A 21,061-nucleotide genomic window follows, 5' to 3' on the forward strand; every position below is an offset into this window, starting at 1 on the left:
CGCATGCGCGGCCCGGACGTCGGCGATGCCCGCCGCGGGCAGCACCCGGTCGACGAGGAAGAGTGCTAGTTCATCGGACCACGCGGGTACGGCGATGGCATACCGTGACAGCCGTGTTGCGGACTGTGTGGGTTTCGGTGATCGTCACGGTCAGCTCCAGGGGAAGGGGGAGTGGCTCGTGGGGTGCAGTTGCCCGCTGGCGTAGCGGCTGAACCGGAAGGGTTCCAGCAGTGCCTGCGGGTTTCCGGTCAGCTCCTCCGCGACGAGCGCGCCGACGCCGATCATCTTGTATCCGTGGTTGGAGTCCGCGATGACGTAGGCGTTTTGCCGGAATGTGTCAAAGACGGGAAAGCTGTCCGGTGTGAAGGCGCCGATCCCGCCCGAAGGCTCCTTGCGGTAGAGGTCGCGCTTGCCCTCGAATCGCTTGTGACAGTGGGCGAGCGCGGAAGTCCACATGCGAGCGAAGTCCTCGCCGACGGTGAACTCCGGGCTCGCCGGGCCGTAAGGGTCGACGGCGACCTCGCCGGCGGGCCGGTCCAGCCGGAGCGGTGCCGCCCCGCCCTGCACGCCGCCGAAGGCGAAGTCGGGTTTGTAGTAGATGCCCCACATCTCGTCGGTGACGAGGCTTCCGTCCGTATCGTCACGGAGCGGCTCGGCGGAGTCGATGTGCACGACGGGCGGCAGGTTGCCGTGGTTGTCGGTGAACGTGTTCGGGTCCACGTCGAGCGTGCCTTCCTGCAGTGCCCAATACGTCCACATCGGAGTGTTTTCCCGGGTGGTGCCGTCCGGTGCGGTGAGCGTGAGGTGGCCGGGTAGCTCCAGCATGGCCCAGATGTCCCGGACCCACGGGCCGGCCGCGACGACCAGGTGCTCGCAGCGGATGTCGCCCGCGTCGGTCCGCACGGCGGTCACCGCGGACGAATCGAGGGTGAGCCCGGTGACGGTGACCCCGGTCCGGATGTCCACCCCCTCGGCCAGTGCCTTGGCCGCGAGTCCCCGCATCGACGCGACGTTGTTGGCGTAGCCGCCCTGTTTTTCGTGCAATACCACCGATGTCCCGGGTGCCTGCCAGTCGGAGAACATGCCGGTGAGGTAGGCGCGGCAGGCGTCGGCGCCGTCGACGATGGTGGAGCGGTAGCCGATCGCCTGCTGCTCGGTGTAGATCTGCCCGACGTCGGCGCGCATCGCCTCGGGCGCGACCTGAAGGTAGCCCACCGGGTGGTAGGAGAACGCGCTGGGATCGGTTTCCCAGATGGCGACGGAGTGTGCCATGAGTTCCCGCATGGCCGGCTGGAAATAATTGTTGCGGATCACTCCACATGCGACTCCCGACGCGCCCGCGGCGATGCCGGTCTTGTCGACGACCACGATGTCGTTGCCGGAGCCCTTGCCGGTGGCCTTCAGGCGCCGGGCGAGGTGCCACGCGGTGGACAGTCCGTGGATTCCGGCGCCGATGATCACGAATCGAGCGTGCTGCTGGCCCATGCTGGTCACCTCTGTGCCGTAGTGCGTTGCCTGGACTCGACGATCAGATATAGAATTGCCGTGGCGGAAATGCCATTACCACTATGGTTATGAGTGTAGTCGGCGGGGAGTTGGCGAAACAATGGCTCGTACCGGAAATCCGGCGGTCCGGCAGGTCGAAGCGGTGCAGCGAGCCATCGCGGTTTTGGACGTGCTGGGTGAAGCGGGTGGTGAGCTCGGTACGAACGAGATCGCCCGCCGCACCGGCATCAATGTCAGCAGCGTGTCGCGGCTGCTGGCCACCCTCGTCGACGGCGGTCTGGCACACCACGTTCCGTCGACCGGGCGGTACCGGCTGGGCATCCGGATCCTGCAACTCGCCCGCGCGGTACGGCAAAACCTCGATATCCGGGACGTCGCACGGCCGTACCTGGTCGAGCTCAGCGAGCTCACCGGTGAGACAGCGACCCTGTCGCTACCGGGGCGGCACGAAGTGCTGACCATCGACTTCGTGCAGAGCGAGGCGTCCGTGCGCAGTGTCGCGGCGATCGGCCGGAACAGCGTCGCGCACGCCACGGCGGTCGGGAAGGTGTTTCTGGCCTGGGGCGGCAGCCTCCCCGAGGCCGAGCTCACCGCGTTCACGGACCGGACCGTCACCGACCCGGCCGAGCTGGCGCGCGAACTCGACCAGGTGCGCCGCCGGGGCTGGGCCGGCGCGGCCGGTGAACGGGAGCGCGAACTCAACGGGATCGCCGCTCCGGTCCTGGATTCGGGGCAGCTGGCGGCGATCATCGGGCTCCAGGGGCCGGCGGCCCGGTTCACCGCGAAGCCGATGCGCCGGGCGGCTGACTTGCTGATCGAGCGGGCGGCGCTCATCGAGTCCGTGCTTCAGGCGGGCTGAAGCCGGGCACCACCTTGTCACGGTGGTTCTCCGCAGCGCTCGACATAGGCGTCGGCGCGTTCGGTCAGCTGGGGGTCAAGACCTCCCGCGGCCACATTGATCCGCACCAGCGCGGCCGCCGCGATGGCCGCGCCCTTCGCCAGTGTCGCGGCTACGCGCGCGTCGCCGATCAAATTCGGGTTTCCCCCGGCGACCAGCCGCGCCGCAAGCGTGGCGACTTCGGAGCCGATACCGGCAATCCGCAACGGCACGTCGGTGGCCCTGCCGAGCGCGGTGGTGATGTCCCGCTCGTCTTTCCGCCGGTAGGCATCGAGCACAGCCTGGTACGCCTCGATATCGGCGTCAGCGAGCGCGAGCGCCTCGTGGCGAAGGCTGTCCGCACGACCGGCCAGCTCGGCGAGATCGCTATCGGCGAACCTCGCCGCCATCGCGACGAGTGCCGCCGACGTACCGGCGGTCACCGCCGCGACCGCGCCGCCTCCCGGCGCCGCGGTCCGTGCCGCGACGGCGCCGGCAAAGTCGCGGACCGTCAGCTCCGGCACTCCCTCGCTCACGACAGCCCGACCACTTCGCCGTGCTCGTCGAGGTCGATGCGGAACGCGGCGGGACTCGTGCCCAGGCCGGGCATCGTGCGCATGTCGCCGCAGATCGGATAGACGAACCCGGCGCCGACCGACGCGCGGACCTCCCGCACCGGCAGGGTCCAACCGGTCGGCGCACCCTTGAGCTTCGGGTCGGAGGAGATCGACAGGTGCGTCTTGGCGATGCACACGGGAAGCCGGCCGAATCCGGCCCGCTCGTAGGTGTCCAACTGTTGTGCGGCCTGCGGCGAGTACTGCACGTTCCCGGCGCCGTACACCTTGGTCGCGACCGTCTCGATCTTCTCGCGCAGCGACGCCTCATCTGGATACAGGAACCGGAAGTTCGTCGGTTCCTCCGCCGCTTCCGCGACGGCCTCGGCGAGTTCCGCGGCGCCCCGGCCACCCTCGGCGAAGTTGGTGCACACCGCGACCCTGGCTCCCAGCTCCGCCGCGATCTGCTTGATCGCGTCGTGCTCCGAAGCGAAGTCGTCGGGGAACGCGTTGACGGCGACCACGGGGGAGACGCCGTGCAGCCGGATGTTCTCGACCTGCTTGCGCAGGTTCGCGGCGCCCGCGGCGACGTCGTCGGGGTTCTCCTGAAGCAGCTCCGGCGGGAGCGGCTTTCCCGCGACAATGCGGTACTTGCCGGAATGTGCCTTGAGCGCGCGCACGGTCGCCACGACGACCGCCGCGTCCGGGCTGAGCCCCGAGTTCCGGCACTTGATGTTGAAGAACCGCTCGGCGCCCATGTCCGCGCCGAACCCGGCCTCCGTGATGAGGAAGTCGCCCGCGTGCACGCCGATGCGGTCGGCCACGACGGACGAGTTCCCGGTCGCGATGTTGCCGAACGGCCCGGCGTGCACGAGCACCGGGGTGTTTTCCAGCGTCTGCAACAGGTTCGGCTTGATCGCCTCACGCAGCAGCACGGCCATCGATCCGGCGGCGTTCAGCTCGCTCGCGGTCACCGGACTGCCGTCCTTGCCGTAGCCGACCACGATCCGGCCCAGCCGGGCCCGCAGATCTTCCAGCGAGGTGGTGAGCGCCAGCGCGGCCATCACCTCGGACGCCGCCGTGATGTCGAAGCCGGTCTGCCGTGGGACACCGTCACCGCGCCCGCCCAGACCGACGACGATGTTGCGCAGTGCCCGGTCGTTGACGTCCAGCACGCGCCGCCAGGTGATGTTGTGGGGATCCAGCCCGCGCTCGTTGCCCTGAAAGAGATGGTTGTCGATAATGGCCGCCAGCAGGTTGTGCGCGGCGGTGACCGCATGCATGTCGCCGGTCAGGTGCAGGTTCAGCAGTTCCATCGGTACCACCTGGCTGTAGCCGCCACCCGCGGCGCCGCCCTTGATGCCGAACGTCGGCCCCATCGACGGCTGCCGGATGGCCACGGTGGCGCGCTTCCCGATGTGCTTGAAGCCCTGGCCGAGCCCGACCGTCGTGGTGGTCTTGCCCTCCCCGAGCGGGGTCGGCGTGATCGCGCTGACCACCACGTACTTGGCCTTCGGCGCCTCGGCGAGCTCCTCGATGGCGTCCAGGTTGACCTTCATCACGTCGCGGCCGTAGGGCTCCAGCAGGTGGTTGGGCAGGCCCATCTCCGACGCGATGTCCTCGATCGGCTTGAGCGCCGCGCCGCGGGCGATTTCGAGATCACTGGGGAACGCCATGAAACGTCATCTCCTCTACCACGCTGTTGAGGTAGCGCTACGGTGTCATTCAGAACGTGTTCGGGTAGACAGGCCGTGACTTCTCCTCGCCGGCTGCCGGTTGGCCACGCCGGCGGCCTGCCTCCCCGCCCACGTGCAGTGTTGTGCTGTGTCACCAAGCTCGCCCATCTCGCGTTTTGGACAACCCTGCGTCAAGGTCTATACCAAACTCGGCGCCCGCGTCGAGCAAGGCGTCGAACAGGTACTGCCCGGACGAGCGTTCGCAGTGAAGCAGATAGCTCGGTATCCCGTCACGGTCGAGACGGATCACGTCGGTCACGAGTTTCGCCACCGAGGTGCGCAGCGCCGCCCCGTCGGGGGTGAAGTCGTCCGCGAGATCGATCGCGCACACCTTGGCCAGCGCCTCCGCCGAACGCGCACCGGCCAGCCGCATCAGCGCACGGCCGTGCGTGAGGTCGATGACCGAGGCGAACTCGCCGGTCTCCTGGACGAGCCCGCGCAGGCTCGACACCAGCTTGTCCTGGCTGCCCGGCCCGCCGAGCACGAGCCATTCGCCCGGCCCCGACCCGACGACGACGGTGCCCGCGCTGCCGGCAACCGCCCGGCCGAACCTCGTGCCGAGCGCGGTGGCCAGCGGCCCGCTTTCGGCCGCCCTGACGCAGACCTTGGCGAGCGGCGTCTGATCGGCAAGGGTCAATGCCGCGTTGCTGTGCCGGGGCTCGACCTCCCAGTCGGCGATCGTGGTGCGCTCACCGGCACCGATCGCGATCGGGCTGCGCGCGACGGGCGTCGCATGTGGACGGTGCGCCGGCGTGCAGACGGGGACGTCCTGGCGCTTCCCCTCTGGATCGACGTGCGCCAGATGCTCGGTCACCCGCGCGGCGATGTCGCGGCCATCGGGCAGCCGGACGGTGACCGTGGTACCGGCCGTGGCCAGGGGAGCGTCGAGTTGGCCGAGGCAGATGGCCCGGCCCAGCGTCGGCGACATCCGGCTTGACGTGATGCGCCCGCGGATGGTGCCATCACGTTCGGTGATCTGGCTCGCCTCGGGCGGGACGATCGTGCCATCAACCGGCTGCAAGCCGACGAGGCGGGTGTCCGCGCCGCTTTGGTGTTGCCAGACCAGTTCCGGCTTGCCGGCGAAGTCGTCCTTGTCGAGCTTGATCGCCCAGTCCAGCCCGGCGCTGTAGGCCTTGGTCAGCCCATCGGTGTCCTGCCCGACGATCAGATGGCCCTTCTCCAGGCGCAGGATTCGTTGCGCCTCGACGCCGAACGGCTGCACCCCGAGGTCTTCGCCGTGTTGCAGCAGCGTTTCCCACACGTGCAGCCCGTAGGCGGCGGGCACGTGCAACTCGTAGGAAAGCTCGCCGGTGAACCCGATCCGCCACAGCACGCAGTCGTCGACGCCCGCGATACGGCCGGTACGCACCTGCATGTAGCCGAACGCCTCGGGGGAGAGGTCGATGTCCTCGGTGAGCCTGCCCACGAGTTCGCGTGATCGCGGGCCGGCCACGTTGATGCTGGCGTAGGCCGTGGTGACCGGCGTGACGTGCACGCGCCAGTCCGGACGCTCGGTTTGCAGCCAGTTCTCGACCCATTCCCATACCGCCGCCGCACCCGATGACGTGGTGCTCATCAGGTAATGGTCCTCACCAAGACGCCCGGTCACACCGTCGTCGAACACGACGCCGTCCTCGGCGCACATCACGCCGTAACGAACCTTCCCGACGCCGAGCTTGGCCCACTTGTTGACATAGAGCAGGTTCAACAGCTTCGGTACGTCCGGCCCGCGCAGGTCCAGCTTGCCGATCGGGGTGACATCGATGATCCCGACGCGTTCCCGGACCGCGCGGACCTCCCCGGCCGGGTCGCCGTAGTGATCGGGGCGGATCCACTGGCCCGCGACGAGGGGCTTGGCGTTGTTGCGCTCGTGCCACGGTTGCATGGGGGAGTGGCGCACCGGCTCGAAGATCCGGCCGGCGAGCGCGCCGAGCGTGACCGGGACGTACATCGGCCGCCAGGTGGTGGTGCCGGTCTCGGCGATCGTGCGGCCACTCGCCTCGGCGACCGCCGCGATCGCGTTGATCGTTTCCAGTTTCCCTTGCAGGGGGCCCATGGTCGCGGTGGTGTACCGCTTGGCCAGCTCGGCGGAGTCGTAGCCTTCGCGCACCGCCTGGTGCAGATCCTTCGACGACACGTCCTCGGAGAAGTCGACGAAGCCGTGGGTCAGCCCGCGGAACAGTTCGGGGTGGTCGTGCACCGGCAACTCCGGCAGTGACTCCCGGCCGGTCGGTGGTTCGGCGAGCTTCGCCCCGTTGCGGGTCGGGACGGCGCCGAGGTGCGTGTAGCGCTGCCACAGCGCCCGCCTGGCGGCCTCCGCGCCCACGGCCCGGGCATGGTCGGTGAGTTCTTCCAGGGTCCCGTCGCCGGCCAGGCCGCCGACCGCGAACACGGTGTCGCTCGCCTTTCCGCCGGGGAGGAAGCGGGCCGCGGTGGGCGAGTACACCGGGATGTCGCCCGCCATGGTGAGCAATGACATCGGTGCGGTCCAGCCGGTGGCGGTGACCAGGAGATCGGCTTCGATCGTGCGACCGCCGGCGAGTTCGACCGAGCGCACGCCGCGCCTGCCGCGGGCCCGGAGGACGATGTCCTCGCCCCGCCGGGCGTCGACGACCTCGGCGATCTCGACCCCGGCTCGTTCCAGGTCGCCGATCGCGGCGTCGCCGGAGGCGTTGGCGGTGAGCACGACCGCGCGGTTGCCGGGCTTGACGGCGTAGAGGTTGATCAGCCTGCGCGCCGCGGTGGACAGCATGACGCCGGGCAGGTCGTTTCCGGCGAAGACGTACGGGCGCTCCACCAGCCCGCCGGCGACGATCAGTGTGCGTGCCCTGGCCTTGATCAGCCGTTCCAGACAGCCACTCCGCGGCCGTTGCACGACGGCGAGCCAGTTCTCGTCGTAGCGGCCGAGTACGACGGAATTGGTGAGTACCTCGATGCCCTCGGTCGCGCGCACCTTCTCGGTCAGCTCGGCGAGCACGTCCGGGCCTGTCCACCGCAGGTGCCCGCCGAGCTGGTGCTCCTCCTCCACCAGCAGCACCCGCGCGCCCGCGCGGGCCGCGGCCACCGCCGCTGCCATGCCCGCCGGACCGCCGCCCGCGACGAGCACATCCGGGTGGGCGTACCGCTTGTCGTGGTAACCGGGCGGAGTACCCGGGGAGATCTCGCCCGCGTGCACGAACCGGCCGAGTACCTTTTCGTAGGCGGGCCAAAGGAATTCCGGCTTCATGAAGGTCTTGTAGTAGAACCCGGGAGACAGGGACCGGCCCACGAACCGGTTGACCGCCTTGACGTCGAAGCGCAGCGACGGCCAGGTGTCCTGCGAGCGCACGTGCATGTCCTGCTCGACGAGCCGGTGTGCGCCGCGCACGTTGGGCTCGTCGCCGACCTGCACCATGCAGCCGGGATCGTGGAAGCCGGCGGTGAGCAGACCGCGGACGCGGTGGTATTTGAAGCTGCGGGAGAACACCCGCTCACCGGCGGCGGCCAGCGCCGAGATGATCGTGTCTCCGTCGAACGCGGGAAACCTCCGTCCGTTCCAGGAGAAGCTCAGGGCGTGGGTGCGGTCGATGACCTCGCCGCGCTGCGCGTCCAACCGCATGGCGCCCTTCATCGCTCGCCTCCCGCCGGCGCGATCTCGTTGGTCAACGTGTTGCGGCGCAACGGGAAGTACCGCCGGCATCCGGCGGTGTGGTACCAGTTCTCGTCGACCCAGCCGCACCGGTTCACGCGGAAGTAGAGGTACTGTCGCCACTCCTCGGCGCTCGCCGACGCGACGTCGGGGCGCGTCCTGGCCTCTCCCTGGTGGCGGAACTCCGTGGCATTGCGGGGACCGCACCACGGGCACGGAATCTGCATCATCAAGAAAATCCTTCTTTTTCAGGAACGTGTGCGGGTAGCCAGGCCGTGACATACGTCGTCGACTGCCGGTCCGCTACGGGGGCGGCCTGCCTCCCCGCCCCCGTGCACCGTTGCTGTCCATCATCAGGTGCCAATCTCGCGTTATGTTGCGGTCTGTCTCATTAGTGCCCGACCGCCGCGGCGCCCTTCTCGCCGACGAGCCGGCCCGAGGCGAACCGGTCCAGTCCGAACGAGGCGATGATCTCTCCGGGACGCTCGTGGGCGACGCAGTCGGCCATCGCCTCGCCGGAGACGGGGCCCGCCTTGAAGCCGTAGGTGCCCCAGCCGACGTCCACATAGAACCCCTCGACCGGGGTGGGACCCATGATCGGCGAGTAATCCGGGGTCATGTCGCACAGCCCGGCCCACTGCCGCAACAGCCGCATCTTCGACAGGGCCGGCATGAGTTCGAGCACGTGCCCGGCGAGGCCCTCGGCGAACTCGAGCGAGCCGCGCATGGAGTAGGAGGTGAACGGGTCCACGCTCGCGCCGAACACGAGCTCGCCGCGATCGGTCTGACTGACGTAGACGTGCAGGGTCCCGGAGACGATCACGGTGTCGAGGAACAGGCGCACCGGCTCGGTGACGGCGGCCTGCAGCGGTGACGTGGTGACCGGCATGCCGACGCCGACCATGTCGGAGATCAGGGTCGACCAGCCGGCCGTGCAGTTGACCACCACGGGGGTCGCGATGCGACCGCGGTTCGTCCGCACGGCGAGGACCCGGTCCCCCTTGGTTTCGATGCCGACGACCTCGGTGTTCTGGTGCAGGTGCACACCCAACGCGTCGGCCGCGCGGGCGTATCCCCATACGACCGCGTCATGCCGGATGATGCCACCCGGCGGGTGGTACAGGGCCCCGAGAATGGGATACCGCGTGCCCGGGGAGGTGTCGAGGTAGGGCACCAGTTTCTTGATCTCGTCCGGATCGATGACGTCCGAGTCGACGCCCTGGAGCTTGTTCACCTCGGCGCGCCAGCGCATCGTGCGCAACGAGCTGTCGTTGTGGGCGAGGGTCAGGTGGCCACGCCGGGAGAACATCACGTTGAAGTTCAGGTCCGCGGCCAGGTGCCGGTACAGCTGGAGCGACCGGTCGTAGAAGCGGACACCCTCCGGGGTCAGGTAGTTCGAACGCAGGATCGCGGTGTTGCGCCCGGAGCCACCGCCGCCGAGGTACCCCTTGTCCAGTACCGCGACGTTGCGGATTCCGTGGTTGCGCGCGAGGTAGTAGGCGGTCGCGAGCCCGTGCACGCCACCGCCGATGATCACCACGTCGTAGCTGCCGGCCAGGGGATGTGCCCGCCACACTCGCGGCCAGTCCGAGCCGGTGAGGCCGCGGCGGATCAGGCTGAACGCTGAGTAGCGCATGACGTTGCCCTTCCAGAGGCTGTCTCGGTGCCCTCCACACTAGGATGATCTATAAACAAAGTCCACTATTAGGAAACAAGCCGAAGGATCGGCATTGAGCTTTGGCCCGGTGCATGGCATGGTGGGCGGTACTTGTATCGCAGAGAGATACGTTGTCTACCCCATGTGGACAACTGGTCTAGCAGAACTCCACCGGCAAAGACGCCGGAGTAGGAGGCGGCACATGCAGTCCGACCTTGACACCTTCCTCGCCCAACCCGGCCGCGATGACCGCATCGCCGAGGTGCGCCGGGAGATCGACGAGCGCGGCGTCAGCTACATCTATCTCCAGTTCGTGTCGGTGACCGGCCGGATCATGGGCAAGGGCGTTCCCGCCGCCCACTGGGAACGGTTCGCCCACGACGGCTTCCAGCTCGTCTACGGTGCGACCGCGAACCTGTTCATCGACCGGCACGGCGACTACATCGGCTACGGCCCCGAGGCGCGCGAGCTGGTGGGAGTGCCCGATGTCGAGACCTTTCGCGTCCTGCCCTGGGATCCCCGGACGGCCCGCGTGTTCTGCACCTTGTTCCGGGGCAGGGAGGAGGACGTCGACCCTGCCGCGTACCTGACGTCCGACTGCCGGGGCAACCTCAAGCGCATCCACCAGGACTTCGAGCGCGAGACCGGGCTTCACCTGCGTGTCGGCACCGAGCCGGAGATGATGTGGCTCAAGCTGAACCCGGACGGAACGCCTTCGGTCGAGGGGAAGACGAAACCCTACTGCTACCACATCGACCAGTTCTCCGAGCTGCAGCCGCTGATCCACCGGGTGATCTCCTACGGCACGGCGATGGGTCTGGACATGATCCAGGGCGACCACGAGGACGCCCCCGGCCAGTTGGAGCTGAACTGGCAGTTCGACCGGGCGGAACACACCGCGGACCGGCTCACCACCTACCGCCAGATCTGCAAGCAGGTCGGCCGGGAGTTCAACGCGTTCCCCTGCTTCATGCCGAAGCCGTTCACGGGCGTTTCGGCGAACGGATGCCATCACAACATTTCGTTGTGGGAGGGCGAAACCAACGCGTTCCTGCCGGACGGGGACAACCCGCGGATGCCGAGCAAGCTGGGGCTCACCGCGATCGGCGGAGTGCTGGCGCATCTCGACGCCCTCACCTGCCTCACCGCGCCGACGGTGAACTCGTACCGGCGCTTGTGGGACACCGGTTTCTGGGCGCCGCTGTTCGCCGACTGGGGATTCCAGAACCGCACCACGGCGCTGCGCGTCAGCGCTCCCGGCCGGTTCGAGTACCGGTCGGTCGACTCCTCGGTCAACCCCTACCTGTCGATGGCGGGCCTGTTGGTCGCGATGGGCGACGGCATCCGGCGCAACCTCGACCCCGGTCCCCCGGAGGAGCGAAACATCTACGAGGCCATCTCCGCGGGGAAGGAGGTGCGCAGGATTCCGATGACCCTCGGCGATGCCCTCGCCGCACTACGGGACGACGAGGTCATGCGCACCGCGCTGCCGGGCGAGATGTTCACCGTCTTCGAGCACTACAAGCGGGACGAATGGGAGCGCTTCTGCGCGGCCGTCACCGACTGGGACGTCAAGGAGTACCTGGACGTCCTTCCCTGAGCCAGTACCGGAACCTGTGAGGGAGAAGGCCGATGTGCGGGATAGCCGGCATCATTTACAAGAATCGCAGGGGCAATGTGGGGCGCGACATGACGGCGATGCTGCAGGCGATGAAGCATCGCGGGCCGGACTCGACGGGTTACGCGCTCTACGGCGAACGCAGTGAGTTGCTGGTGATGCGGTTCAAACTTGCCGATCCCCGGGACGCGGCTGACTTCTCCTACCCGGAGCGGCTGGCCCGCAGCCGCCGGGAGGTGGAGTCGCGCCTGGCCAAGATCGGCGCGACGGTCGACCGTTTCGACGGAGAGTCCGAGTACGCCTACCGCGCCACCTTCCGCTACGAGGGCGAACTCAAGCCGCTGGCCGACTACGTCGAGGACGTGCCCGGCATCGAGGTGCTCTCCCTCGGGCACTCCCTGGAGATCGTGAAGGATCTCGGCGACGCGAACACCGTGGCGGCCCAGTACGGGCTGGCGGACTTCACGGGCACGCACGCGATCGGTCACGTCCGGATGGCCACCGAGTCCGATGTGGACATAGCGGGGGCGCATCCTTACTGGGCCTACCCGTTCTCCGACGTGGCCGTCGTACACAATGGACAACTGACCAACTACCACCAGTGGCGCAGGCGCCTCGAGCGCCTCGGCCACCGGTTCCAGTCCGAATGCGACTCCGAGATCATCGCCGTCTACCTGGCACAGCGCATGGCGGACGGGGTGCCGCTGGAAACCGCGATGAAGCAGAGCCTCGACGAGTTGGACGGCGTGTTCACCTACCTCGTCGTCACCGAGGACGCCCTCGGCGTGGCCAAGGACGAGATGGCCGCCAAGCCTCTCGTGCTGTACGAGGCCGACGACCTGGTGGCGCTCGCATCCGAGGAAGGCGCGATCCGCGAGGTGCTCACCGAAGAGATCGACACGTACGACCCGTACGAGAGGGAGGTGCTGGTGTGGCGCAGGTAGTGGACACGCCCGCGGCCGGCACGGGCCGCTACGACATTCGCGGCCTGGCGGACCCGGACGCGGTCGCGCCAAGGACGGCAACGGTTGCCGGTGGCACGGCCGAACTCGACGCGGCGGAACTGAGTACCCGGCAGATCAATCTGGAACTACGTAGGCTGCTGCACGACGAGGGCGTCACCGACGTGACATTGCGGAACACGCGGGCGCAGCATTCGATCGCGGTCGGGCTGCTGCTGCGCTGCCGAATCCGCATCGAGGGCAGCCTCGGCTACTTCGGATGCGGCCTCATCGACGGGCCGGAGATCCACATTACCGGCCGGGTCGGGTGGTCGGTCGCGGAGAACATGATGTCCGGCGTGGTCGTGATCGACAAGAACGCCGGCTCGCTGACCGGTGCCGCGCTGCGCGGCGGCGACCTCGTGGTGCGCGGCCACGTCGGCGCTCGCACCGGTATAGACCAGAAGGGCGGCACGATCATCGTCGGCGGGAAGGCCGGCTCGATGACCGGGTTCATGATGCAGCGTGGCCGCCAGATCATCTGCGGCGATGTGGGCCCCGGCGTGGGCGATTCCATGTACGACGGCGCGATTTACGTCGCGGGCAAGGTGGCGTCGCTGGGCGTCGACTGCGTGGAGGCGGAGTTCACCGACGCCGACCAGGAGCTGATCGACCGCAAGTTCCGGATCTATCGGCTGGACAAACCGGACTCGTTCCGCAAGTTCGTCTGCGGCCGGAAGCTGTGGAACTACGACAGCCTGGAACCCAACGAGCGCAAACTCGTCCTTTAAAGGAATTGTATTGTGGTGGTTTGCGTGGCGGTGCGGGTAGCGGAACCTGAGGCGGTTTCTCGCTCCGGGATCGCCTCCTCATGAATGTCCAATTCACCATGTCGGCGCTGTCCTCGCGAGAAACCACCTCAGAACTTGACTGCAGAGTGCAAGCTGACGGCCCCACCGCAAGCGGCTCCGCCGCTTCGAAACACCAAGCCTGGCAAGGAGTTGTGGCATGAGTACGTCGAACGGGGACACCGCGCGCCCGCTGGGGCACAGCAGCATCTTCACGCCCGAGGTCATCAGCGACATCCACACCAAGGCAGAACTCGGTCGCTACCGCATGCGCGGTTTCTCGATGTTCAAGCCGATTCCGCACTGGGACGAGCTGATGTTCATGCCGGGCACGCTCACGCGCTTCGTCATCGAGGGATATCGCGAGAAGTGTGAAACGAAGACCGTGCTCGGCGCGCGGTTCGCGAAGAAACCCCTTGAACTGGACATTCCGGTGTACATCACCGGAATGAGCTTCGGGGCACTGTCGCTGGAGGCCAAGATGGCGCTGGCCAAGGGCGCCTCGATGGCCGGAACGGCGACCTGTTCCGGTGAGGGCGGCATGATCCCGCCTGAACGCGACCTGTCCACCAAGTGGTACTACCAGGTGATCCAGAGCCGGTACGGGTTCAACCCGCACCACCTGATGCTGGCCGACGGTGTCGAGTTCTTCATCGGACAGGGCTGCAAGGTCGGCCTCGGCGGTCACCTCATGGGCCAGAAGGTCACCGAGCAGGTGGCGGAGATGCGCTCGCTGCCACCCGGGATCGACCAGCGCAGCCCGGCGCGGCATCCCGACTGGCTCGGTCCGGACGACCTGTCCCTGAAGATCCAGGAGGTCCGGGAGGCCACCGACTACCAGGTGCCGATCCAGCTCAAACTAGGGGCGGCGAGGGTCTACGACGACGTGCGCATGGCCGCGAAGTGCGGGCCCGACATCATCTACCTCGACGGCGCGGAGGGTGGCACCGGCGCGGGGCCCCACATCGCGGCGGAGGAAACCGGCATCCCGCTGATGGCGGCGATTCCCGAGGCGCGCCGCGCGCTGGAGGACGTCGGACTCGCCGACGAGATCGACCTGGTCGTCGCGGGCGGGATCCGCAACGGTGGCGACATCGCCAAGTGTCTCGCGCTCGGTGCGAAGGCCGTCGCGATCGGACACTCGGCGTTGATGGCGCTCAACTGCAACAAGGAGATCCCCGGCGTTACCGATTACGAGGGAACGATCGGCGTCAAGGCGGGCAAGTGCTATCACTGCCACACCGGACGTTGCCCGGTCGGCGTCGCCACCCAGGACGTCGAACTCCGGAAGCGGCTGCGCGTGGATGACGCGGCCGAGCGTGTGTATAACTTCCTACACACCCTGACCCTCGAAGTGCAGATGCTGGCGAGGGCGTGTGGCAAGACCAACGTGCACAGCCTCGAACCCGAGGACCTCTGCGCGCTGACCACGGAAGCCGCGGCGATGGCCAGGGTCCCGCTCGCCGGAACCAACTACGTGCCGGGCGTGACCGAGGAGCACGCGCTCGGGGAGATCAAACGATTGCTGGAGAAGCACGTCGTGAACGACACTCTGGGCGGAGGGCCGAATGTCTGAAATGGACACTTCGCGGCGGCGACTGTCCGGTGGCAAGAGCATCGACACCGAGGAGCTGAGCGGGCGGACGTTTCCCTACCAGTTCGATCGTTCCGTCGTCGAGGACGTCGATCTGAACGCCGCCACGCCGGGCGAGGACCTCAACTGGCTCGAGGACGTCACCCTCATGACCGAGGACGGGGTCAACGCGGTCTTCGACCGGTACACCAACGCGTTTTTGAAGATATATTTCGACATTCCCGAGGGGCGTGAGGACGAGTACGCGCGCAAGGTGCTGATCAAGCACTTGCAGGAGGGCAACTCGTACGGGATCTGGCTGAAGCGCAGGCACGCGAAGTTCGCTCAGCCCGAACTGGGCTCCTGGCGCCCGGACTCCGAGACGGTGGGGGAGGACTGGACACCGCCCGTGCTCGACGGCTGGCGACCGTCCGGCCACTGAGACCTTCAGCCGCGAAGGAGCGGACCATGGCAGAGTCCACCCGCCGCCCGGTGCCTGCGCAGGCCGTCGCGATTCCGCAGGACGGCGGCCTCGTCCGCACGATCAGCTGGACCGGTGCCTTCTGGATCGCCAGCGGTGTTCCCGCGCTGGTCCTGTTCTCGATCGGATCGATCGCCGCGACGATCGGCACCCCGTCGGTGCTCGTGTGGGCGCTGTCGGTGTTCTTCGGGTTGATCCAGAGCTTCACCTACGCCGAGATCGCCGGCATGTTCCCGCAGAAGTCCGGGGGAACCTCGGTGTACGGCGCGATGGCCTGGGTGCCGTACTCGAAGTTCGTGGCGCCGGTGTCGGTGTGGTGCAACTGGCTGGCGTGGTCGCCGGTGCTCACGATCGGCGCGGGGCTGGCCGCCGGCTACCTGCTCACGGCGCTGTTCCCGGCGGACGCGGCGATCAACACGTGGTCGGTCACCCTGCTGGATCTCGGGTTCCTCAAGGACGGCCTCGCGGTCCGGTTCAACGCCCAGTTCCTCATTGGAGCCGCGTTGCTGCTTCTGGTGTTCGCGCTGCAGCACCACGGTGTCCTCCGGGCCGCGCGAGTGCAGATGGTGGTGGGTATCGCCGTACTGGTCCCGTTGCTGCTCGTCGGGTTGGTGCCGCTGCTCGGCGGCGATGTGGCGCGACACAACTTCGCGCCGTTCGTGCCGCTCAACGGAGCATGGAATCTCGGCGGAGGGACGCTTTTCGCGGGTGGGTTGTTCCTCGCGGCGTGGTCGGCGTATGCCTTCGAGACCGCGGTCTGCTACACCCGGGAATTCAAGAATCCCGGCCGTGACACCGCGAAGGCGCTCTTCTCCGCCGGCGGGGTCTGTGTGGTGATCTACCTGCTCGTGCCGTTCGCCTTCCAGGGTTCGCTGGGCGTGGAGCGGCTGGTGAGCCCCGGCATCGTCGACGGCACCGGGGTCGCCGGCGCGATGGTCGACATGATCGGCGGCGGCGCGTTCGTCGGCAACCTCCTGATCGTCATGCTCATCCTGGCGCTGCTGCTCACCATCATGACCACGATGGCGGGCTCCTCGCGCACGCTGTACCAGGGTGCGCGGGACGGCTGGCTGCCGCGCTATCTCGGGCGGGCGAACAAACACGGCGCACCGACCAGGGCAATGTGGACAGACCTCGGCTTCAACCTCGTTCTCCTCCTGCTCAGCGACTACGTGTTCGTGCTCGCGGCGTCGACCGTGTGCTACATGGTTTTCAACTTCCTGAACCTCAATGCCGGCTGGTTGCACCGGGTGGACAACGGTCACCTGGAACGGCCGTGGCGCGCGCCGACCGTGCTGATCGTGGCGGGGACGGTGCTGGCCTTCGTGAACGCCTTGTTGCTCGGCTGGGGATCTTCGGTATGGGGGCCCGGTGCACTGTGGACCGGACTCGTGGCCGCCGCGCTGGTCGTTCCGGTGTTCGCCTACCGCCACTTCGTCCGGGACAAGGGGGTTTTCCCGCCGTCGATGTACGAGCAGACCGGCGGTTCCGTGCCGGTGCGGAAGGCGGGCATGCGGCCGTATCTGACGCTCGCGGGTGGTGTGGCGATGGTGGCGCTCGGCCAGGTCCTCGCGCACGTGTCGGGATGACCCGCGCGGCTCATCCGCCCGGGGTCACCGACTTGACCGCCAAGAACTGGATGGGCAGCGTGACCAGCTCACCGGGGCCGTGCATGACCTCGCCGACGAACTGGATCGTGTCTCCCGGTTCGAGGAGATAGCGGGCACTTCCGTAGCAGTACTCCATCTTTCCGCTGATCATGAAGATCAGCTCGGTGCCGGCATGCTGGTAGAGCGGGAACGTCTCGGTCCGTTCGGTCAGCGTGACGAGAATGGGTTCGAGGCTGTCGTGCGGGGCGCGCATGGTGCCGAGGAGTTGGTACCGGTGGCCGGGGCCGGAGTTCCGGTGATGGATGTCGAGCCCGCTGCCGGCCTTGACGAACACGATGTCCTGGTCCTCGGACAGCCCCCGGAAGAACGCGGTGACCGGAACCGAGAGCGACTCGGAGAGCCGGGCCAGCGTGGTCAGGCTGGGCAGGGTCTGCCTGTTCTCGATCTTGGAGAGCATGCCTTTGGACAGGCCGCTCTCGATCGCGAGTTTGCCGACCGTCCAGCCGCGTTTCAGGCGGAACTCGCGGACGCGCTCGGCGAGGACGGTGCCGAGTGCCTCGTCCAAACCCATGCTCTCGCCGTCTTCGGCGAGTTCCACGCTGTCGTCAACCGGCATCGGGTCTCCACGTGTCTCCGGGGCAGCCATGTATTTACCTTGATGAAACCATGCCCACCTTTGCGTCCCGGACCACGGGTGAAGGGCCTCCAGGATTGTCCATAGTTTACTACGAGTAGACAGACGTGCTTCAAAGTGCGGCGGATGCGATGGCCATCAAGACCGGCGATCAGTCGTGTGCCGTGGCAGGGTTTTCCGGCTCCGGCTCCGCGACCGGAGCCGGACTGGTGCGCAGCAGGGCGACGGTGAGCACAGCGCCGATCGCGGCCAGTGCGGCCGCGACCGCGAATGCGAGGTTGAGACCGGCCCGGTAGGCATGCGGCGCCGTCGATCGCTGGGCCACCAGTTCGGCGAGCAACAGGACGGTGGTGACTCCAAGCCCTGACCCCACGCGTTGTGCGGTGTTGACGATGCCTGCCGCGATCCCGGCGTCGGCTTTGCCGACCGAGGTGACCGCGGGGGTTGTGACGCCGACGAAGGCGGCGGGCAGGCCGATGCCGAGCAGGATCGTGCCGGGCAGCACATCGATCAGGTAGGTGGCGTGTTCGGGCAGGCGGGCGAACCACGCCATGGCCAGGGCCTGGAGCCCGAGGCCCGCGGCCAGTACTCGCCACGCGCCCAGCCGATCCAGTGCATACGGGATCAGGGTGCGGGAGACGACGATGTTCACCACGGCCACCGGCAGTACCGCGAGGCCGGACTCGGTCGGGCTGTAGTGCTGGGTGTTCTGCAGGTACAGCGCCAGCAATGCGAAGGTGGGCACGTGTGCCGCCCCGACCAGCGCGTTCACCACGGCCGACCCGCTCACCTGGCGGAAGGTGAACAGTCGTAGCGGCATCAGTGGATGTGAGCTGCGTGCTTCGATCAGTACGAAGCAGGCGAGCAGCGCAAGCCCGGTCCCGAGCAGGGCTGCCGCCAGGGCGCGGGTCGACTCGTCGCCGAGCGCGCCGATGGCATAGCCGATGATCAACAGGGCCGCGGTCCCGGTGATCGCACCGGGTACGTCGAGCCGTCCGGCGGCCCGGTCCGACCGTGCCGGGTCCGGCGGGAGTACCCGGACAAAGGTCAGGGCCAGCACGCCTACGGGCAGGTTGATCAGGAAGATCGACGGCCAGCCGAACAGATCGGTGAGTGGCCCGCCGACCGCGGTGCCGATGGCGGCGCCCGCCGCCGCCATTGCGCTCCATACCCCGAAGGCGCGGTTTCGCACCGCAGGTCCGGTGAACGTCGTGGCGAGCAGCGCCAGCTGGGCAGAGATGACCACGGCCGCCCCGAGACCCTGCAACGCCCGGGCGCCGATGAGGACCGCCGGTGTCGCGGCGAATCCGGCCAGCGCGGAGGCCGCGGTGAACACCACCAGGCCGCTCGCGAACACCCGGCGCGGACCGAGCAGATCGCCGGCGCGCCCGCCGAGCAGCATGAATCCGCCGAAGGCCAGCAGGTAGGCGTTGGTCACCCAGCCCAGTCCGGCCTCATCGAGTCCAAGGCCCGCGCCGATGCTGGGCAGCGCCACGTTCAGCACGGTCGTGTCCAGGAAGACCACCAGTTCGACAACCGTGATCACCAGCAGGATCAACCGGTCTCTCGCCGCGAGTGCGCCCCTGTTCGTCATCTGCACCTATTTCGCTAGAGTGTCGCTACAGTCAGATTTTACTAGAGTAGTGATCTAGTCAACTAGGGCCAGAACCATGACAGGCAAGAGCACCGGTGTACGGGCGGCCAAGACGGCGGCCAACCGAACCAAAATGCTGGCAGCGGCGCGGGAGCTGTTCACCACCCGCGGCTACGCGCAGACGACCATGAAGGCCATCGCCGATCAGGCGGGCATGGCCGTGCAGACGCTGTACTTCACCTTCGCCACCAAGCGCGCCATCCTCTCCGAACTCCTCGACGTCGAGATCGCCGGCGACACCGAGCCGATTGCGACCATGGACCGCCCGTGGTTCGCCGCCGCGGTGGCCGCCCCGCCTGCCGAGCAGATTCGGCTTCAAGTCGCCGAGGCAGGCACGATCTACGCCCGCGTCAGCCCACTGCTGGAGGTCATCCGGTCGGCCGCGGCGACCGACCCCGAGCTCGCCGAGCTCTGGCGGACCAACATCACCCAGCGCCACCTGGTCCAACTACGCCTTGCCGAGGCCCTTGCCACCAAGACCCATCTGCGAGCAGGTATCACCGTGGCCCGGGCCGCCGAGGTCGCGCTCGCCGTGCTGGCTCCCGAGACCTACTGGCTGCTCGTCCATGAACGCGGCTGGACCAATGCCGAGTGGGAATCCTGGGCCACAGACGCGCTCACTCTGCAGTTGCTCCCAACGGGACCGCCCCGCGGGGATACCGGGGAAGCGCCCGGCCCGGAGGGCGCCCGATGAGTGTGTTGGTTCTGGGCGGATACGGAGCGGTCGGCGCGCACCTGGTACGGCTGCTACGCGCGGGCGGAACCCCGGCGCTTGCGGCCGGACGCGACCCGGCGCGCGCGGACCGGGTGGTCGATCTGTCCAAGATGGACAGTTTCCGGGCCGCGCTGTCCGGGGTATCGATGGTGGTGAATTGCGCAGGCATCGAAGATGTCCGGCTCGCGGGGGAGTGTGCTCACCGCGGGATCGCGTTTGTCGAGATTTCCGCGACCTCCGAATATGTGCAGGCATTGGAGCACGTCGACGGGCCGGTAGTACTCGGCGTCGGTTTGGCACCCGGCCTGACCACCCTGCTCGCCGTTGAGGCGCTGTCGCGCGCCGGCGGCCCGGTCGACATCATGATCGGGCTCGGCTCCGGCGAACACCACGGCCCCGCCGCCACGGCCTGGACCTACCAGTTGACGGGAAAGCGCTTTCCCGACCCGGACGGCGCCACGATCCGCAATTTCACCAAGCCCGCATGCTTCACGATTCCCGAAAAAGCCGGGTACAAGCCGTTTCCCGCGCTGCGCGCCGACTTCGCGGATCAACATCGGCTCACGCGCGAATTCGCAGTTCCGGTCCGCACCTACCTGAGACTGGACTCCCGCCTCGCGACCGTCGGACTGGCCGGCCTCACCTGGGCGCCGGCCCTGCGAACACTGGCACCACGGCGAATGCCCGGCAGCGACAGGTGGGTGGTGCTCGCCCGAGCCTCCGACGGATCGGCACAGTGGGCGACCGGTCGTGGGCAATCTCTGGCTACCGCCGCCGTCGCCGCCGCCACCGTTCGGGAGATCGCACGGCACCGAATCACCACGTCGACCTGGATTCACGAAATACTCGAGATCGGCAAGCTGTGGCCCGGCCTACCGGCGACCGGGGGCAGACTCTGAATCTTCCGGCCTGGCAATCGGGACACCGGCAGCCGACCGCGCGAGCGGTACAGCCGTCGCGCCCGTAGATCGCTGAAACGCCAACCCGAGCAGCTGCGTCTCACAGTTAGGGTAAGCGGAACTAACTGAG

General features: G+C 67.8%; 17 protein-coding genes. 9 read left to right on the top strand and 8 right to left on the bottom strand.

The annotated features are described in order from the left end of the window. Nucleotides 1–150: 150 nt before the first annotated feature. Nucleotides 151–1,485: an NAD(P)/FAD-dependent oxidoreductase gene (locus A3CU_RS0124755; protein ID WP_027944576.1), complete on the bottom strand. Its 1,335-nt coding sequence runs from the start codon at nucleotides 1,483–1,485 to the stop codon at nucleotides 151–153. Nucleotides 1,486–1,606: 121 nt separating this feature from the next. Between A3CU_RS0124755 and A3CU_RS46465 the strand changes: the two genes are divergently transcribed. Then, the gene (locus A3CU_RS46465; RefSeq protein WP_052372110.1) at nucleotides 1,607–2,365 is read left to right on the top strand and encodes an IclR family transcriptional regulator; all 759 of its coding nucleotides are present in this window, start codon (nucleotides 1,607–1,609) and stop codon (nucleotides 2,363–2,365) included. A gap of 17 nt (nucleotides 2,366–2,382) precedes the next feature. Here A3CU_RS46465 and A3CU_RS46470 read toward each other — a convergent pair whose 3' ends face one another. The 5 genes from A3CU_RS46470 to A3CU_RS0124785 form a co-directional block, all read right to left on the bottom strand. Continuing rightward, a complete protein-coding gene (locus A3CU_RS46470; protein ID WP_052372111.1) occupies nucleotides 2,383–2,919 on the bottom strand; it encodes a cyclodeaminase/cyclohydrolase family protein in 537 nt (178 codons plus the stop codon). Further along, a complete protein-coding gene (locus A3CU_RS0124770; protein WP_027944577.1) occupies nucleotides 2,916–4,613 on the bottom strand; it encodes a formate--tetrahydrofolate ligase in 1,698 nt (565 codons plus the stop codon). The genes A3CU_RS46470 and A3CU_RS0124770 overlap by 4 nt, the downstream gene beginning before the upstream one ends. Before the next feature lie 151 nt (nucleotides 4,614–4,764). After that, nucleotides 4,765–8,283 (bottom strand): 2Fe-2S iron-sulfur cluster-binding protein, encoded by a 3,519-nt coding sequence (locus tag A3CU_RS0124775; RefSeq protein WP_027944578.1) that lies wholly within the window; start codon nucleotides 8,281–8,283, stop codon nucleotides 4,765–4,767. Next, the gene (locus A3CU_RS0124780) at nucleotides 8,280–8,531 is read right to left on the bottom strand and encodes a sarcosine oxidase subunit delta (RefSeq protein WP_027944579.1); all 252 of its coding nucleotides are present in this window, start codon (nucleotides 8,529–8,531) and stop codon (nucleotides 8,280–8,282) included. The genes A3CU_RS0124775 and A3CU_RS0124780 overlap by 4 nt, the downstream gene beginning before the upstream one ends. 161 nt (nucleotides 8,532–8,692) lie before the next feature. Then, nucleotides 8,693–9,937 (bottom strand): FAD-dependent oxidoreductase, encoded by a 1,245-nt coding sequence (locus A3CU_RS0124785; RefSeq protein WP_043842412.1) that lies wholly within the window; start codon nucleotides 9,935–9,937, stop codon nucleotides 8,693–8,695. 223 nt (nucleotides 9,938–10,160) lie between these two features. On the opposite strand from A3CU_RS0124785, the gene A3CU_RS0124790 reads away from it, so the two are divergent. The 6 genes from A3CU_RS0124790 (at nucleotide 10,161) to A3CU_RS0124815 (ending at nucleotide 17,008) form a co-directional block, all read left to right on the top strand. After that, entirely contained in the window at nucleotides 10,161–11,558 is a 1,398-nt protein-coding gene (locus A3CU_RS0124790) for a glutamine synthetase family protein (protein WP_027944581.1), read from the top strand. A gap of 89 nt (nucleotides 11,559–11,647) precedes the next feature. Continuing rightward, nucleotides 11,648–12,520, top strand: a complete 873-nt coding sequence (locus A3CU_RS0124795; RefSeq protein WP_211246504.1) for a class II glutamine amidotransferase domain-containing protein — start codon at nucleotides 11,648–11,650, stop codon at nucleotides 12,518–12,520. Continuing rightward, nucleotides 12,508–13,308 (top strand): GltB/FmdC/FwdC-like GXGXG domain-containing protein, encoded by an 801-nt coding sequence (locus A3CU_RS46475; RefSeq protein ID WP_052372113.1) that lies wholly within the window; start codon nucleotides 12,508–12,510, stop codon nucleotides 13,306–13,308. The genes A3CU_RS0124795 and A3CU_RS46475 overlap by 13 nt, the downstream gene beginning before the upstream one ends. 217 nt (nucleotides 13,309–13,525) lie before the next feature. Continuing rightward, nucleotides 13,526–14,941, top strand: coding sequence for an FMN-binding glutamate synthase family protein (locus tag A3CU_RS46480; protein WP_084143698.1), 1,416 nt, complete (start codon nucleotides 13,526–13,528; stop codon nucleotides 14,939–14,941). Next, nucleotides 14,934–15,380, top strand: coding sequence for a hypothetical protein (locus A3CU_RS46485; protein ID WP_156960530.1), 447 nt, complete (start codon nucleotides 14,934–14,936; stop codon nucleotides 15,378–15,380). Before A3CU_RS46480 ends, A3CU_RS46485 begins: the two co-directional genes overlap by 8 nt. A 26-nt stretch (nucleotides 15,381–15,406) precedes the next feature. After that, nucleotides 15,407–17,008: a trimethylamine N-oxide permease gene (locus A3CU_RS0124815; RefSeq protein ID WP_027944583.1), complete on the top strand. Its 1,602-nt coding sequence runs from the start codon at nucleotides 15,407–15,409 to the stop codon at nucleotides 17,006–17,008. Nucleotides 17,009–17,018: 10 nt separating this feature from the next. On the opposite strand, the gene A3CU_RS0124820 is transcribed toward A3CU_RS0124815, so the two are convergent. Then, a complete protein-coding gene (locus A3CU_RS0124820) occupies nucleotides 17,019–17,645 on the bottom strand; it encodes a helix-turn-helix domain-containing protein (protein WP_156960531.1) in 627 nt (208 codons plus the stop codon). Between the two features lie 169 nt (nucleotides 17,646–17,814). Beyond that, entirely contained in the window at nucleotides 17,815–19,257 is a 1,443-nt protein-coding gene (locus tag A3CU_RS46490) for an MFS transporter (protein ID WP_052372115.1), read from the bottom strand. A gap of 76 nt (nucleotides 19,258–19,333) precedes the next feature. Between A3CU_RS46490 and A3CU_RS46495 the strand changes: the two genes are divergently transcribed. Beyond that, nucleotides 19,334–20,011, top strand: a complete 678-nt coding sequence (locus A3CU_RS46495) for a TetR/AcrR family transcriptional regulator (protein ID WP_052372118.1) — start codon at nucleotides 19,334–19,336, stop codon at nucleotides 20,009–20,011. Next, nucleotides 20,008–20,931 (top strand): NAD-dependent epimerase/dehydratase family protein, encoded by a 924-nt coding sequence (locus A3CU_RS46500; RefSeq protein WP_052372120.1) that lies wholly within the window; start codon nucleotides 20,008–20,010, stop codon nucleotides 20,929–20,931. Before A3CU_RS46495 ends, A3CU_RS46500 begins: the two co-directional genes overlap by 4 nt. The last annotated feature ends 130 nt before the right edge of the window (nucleotides 20,932–21,061 follow it).

Source organism: Amycolatopsis taiwanensis DSM 45107, from assembly GCF_000519205.1.
GTDB classification, from domain to species: domain Bacteria; phylum Actinomycetota; class Actinomycetes; order Mycobacteriales; family Pseudonocardiaceae; genus Amycolatopsis_E; species Amycolatopsis_E taiwanensis.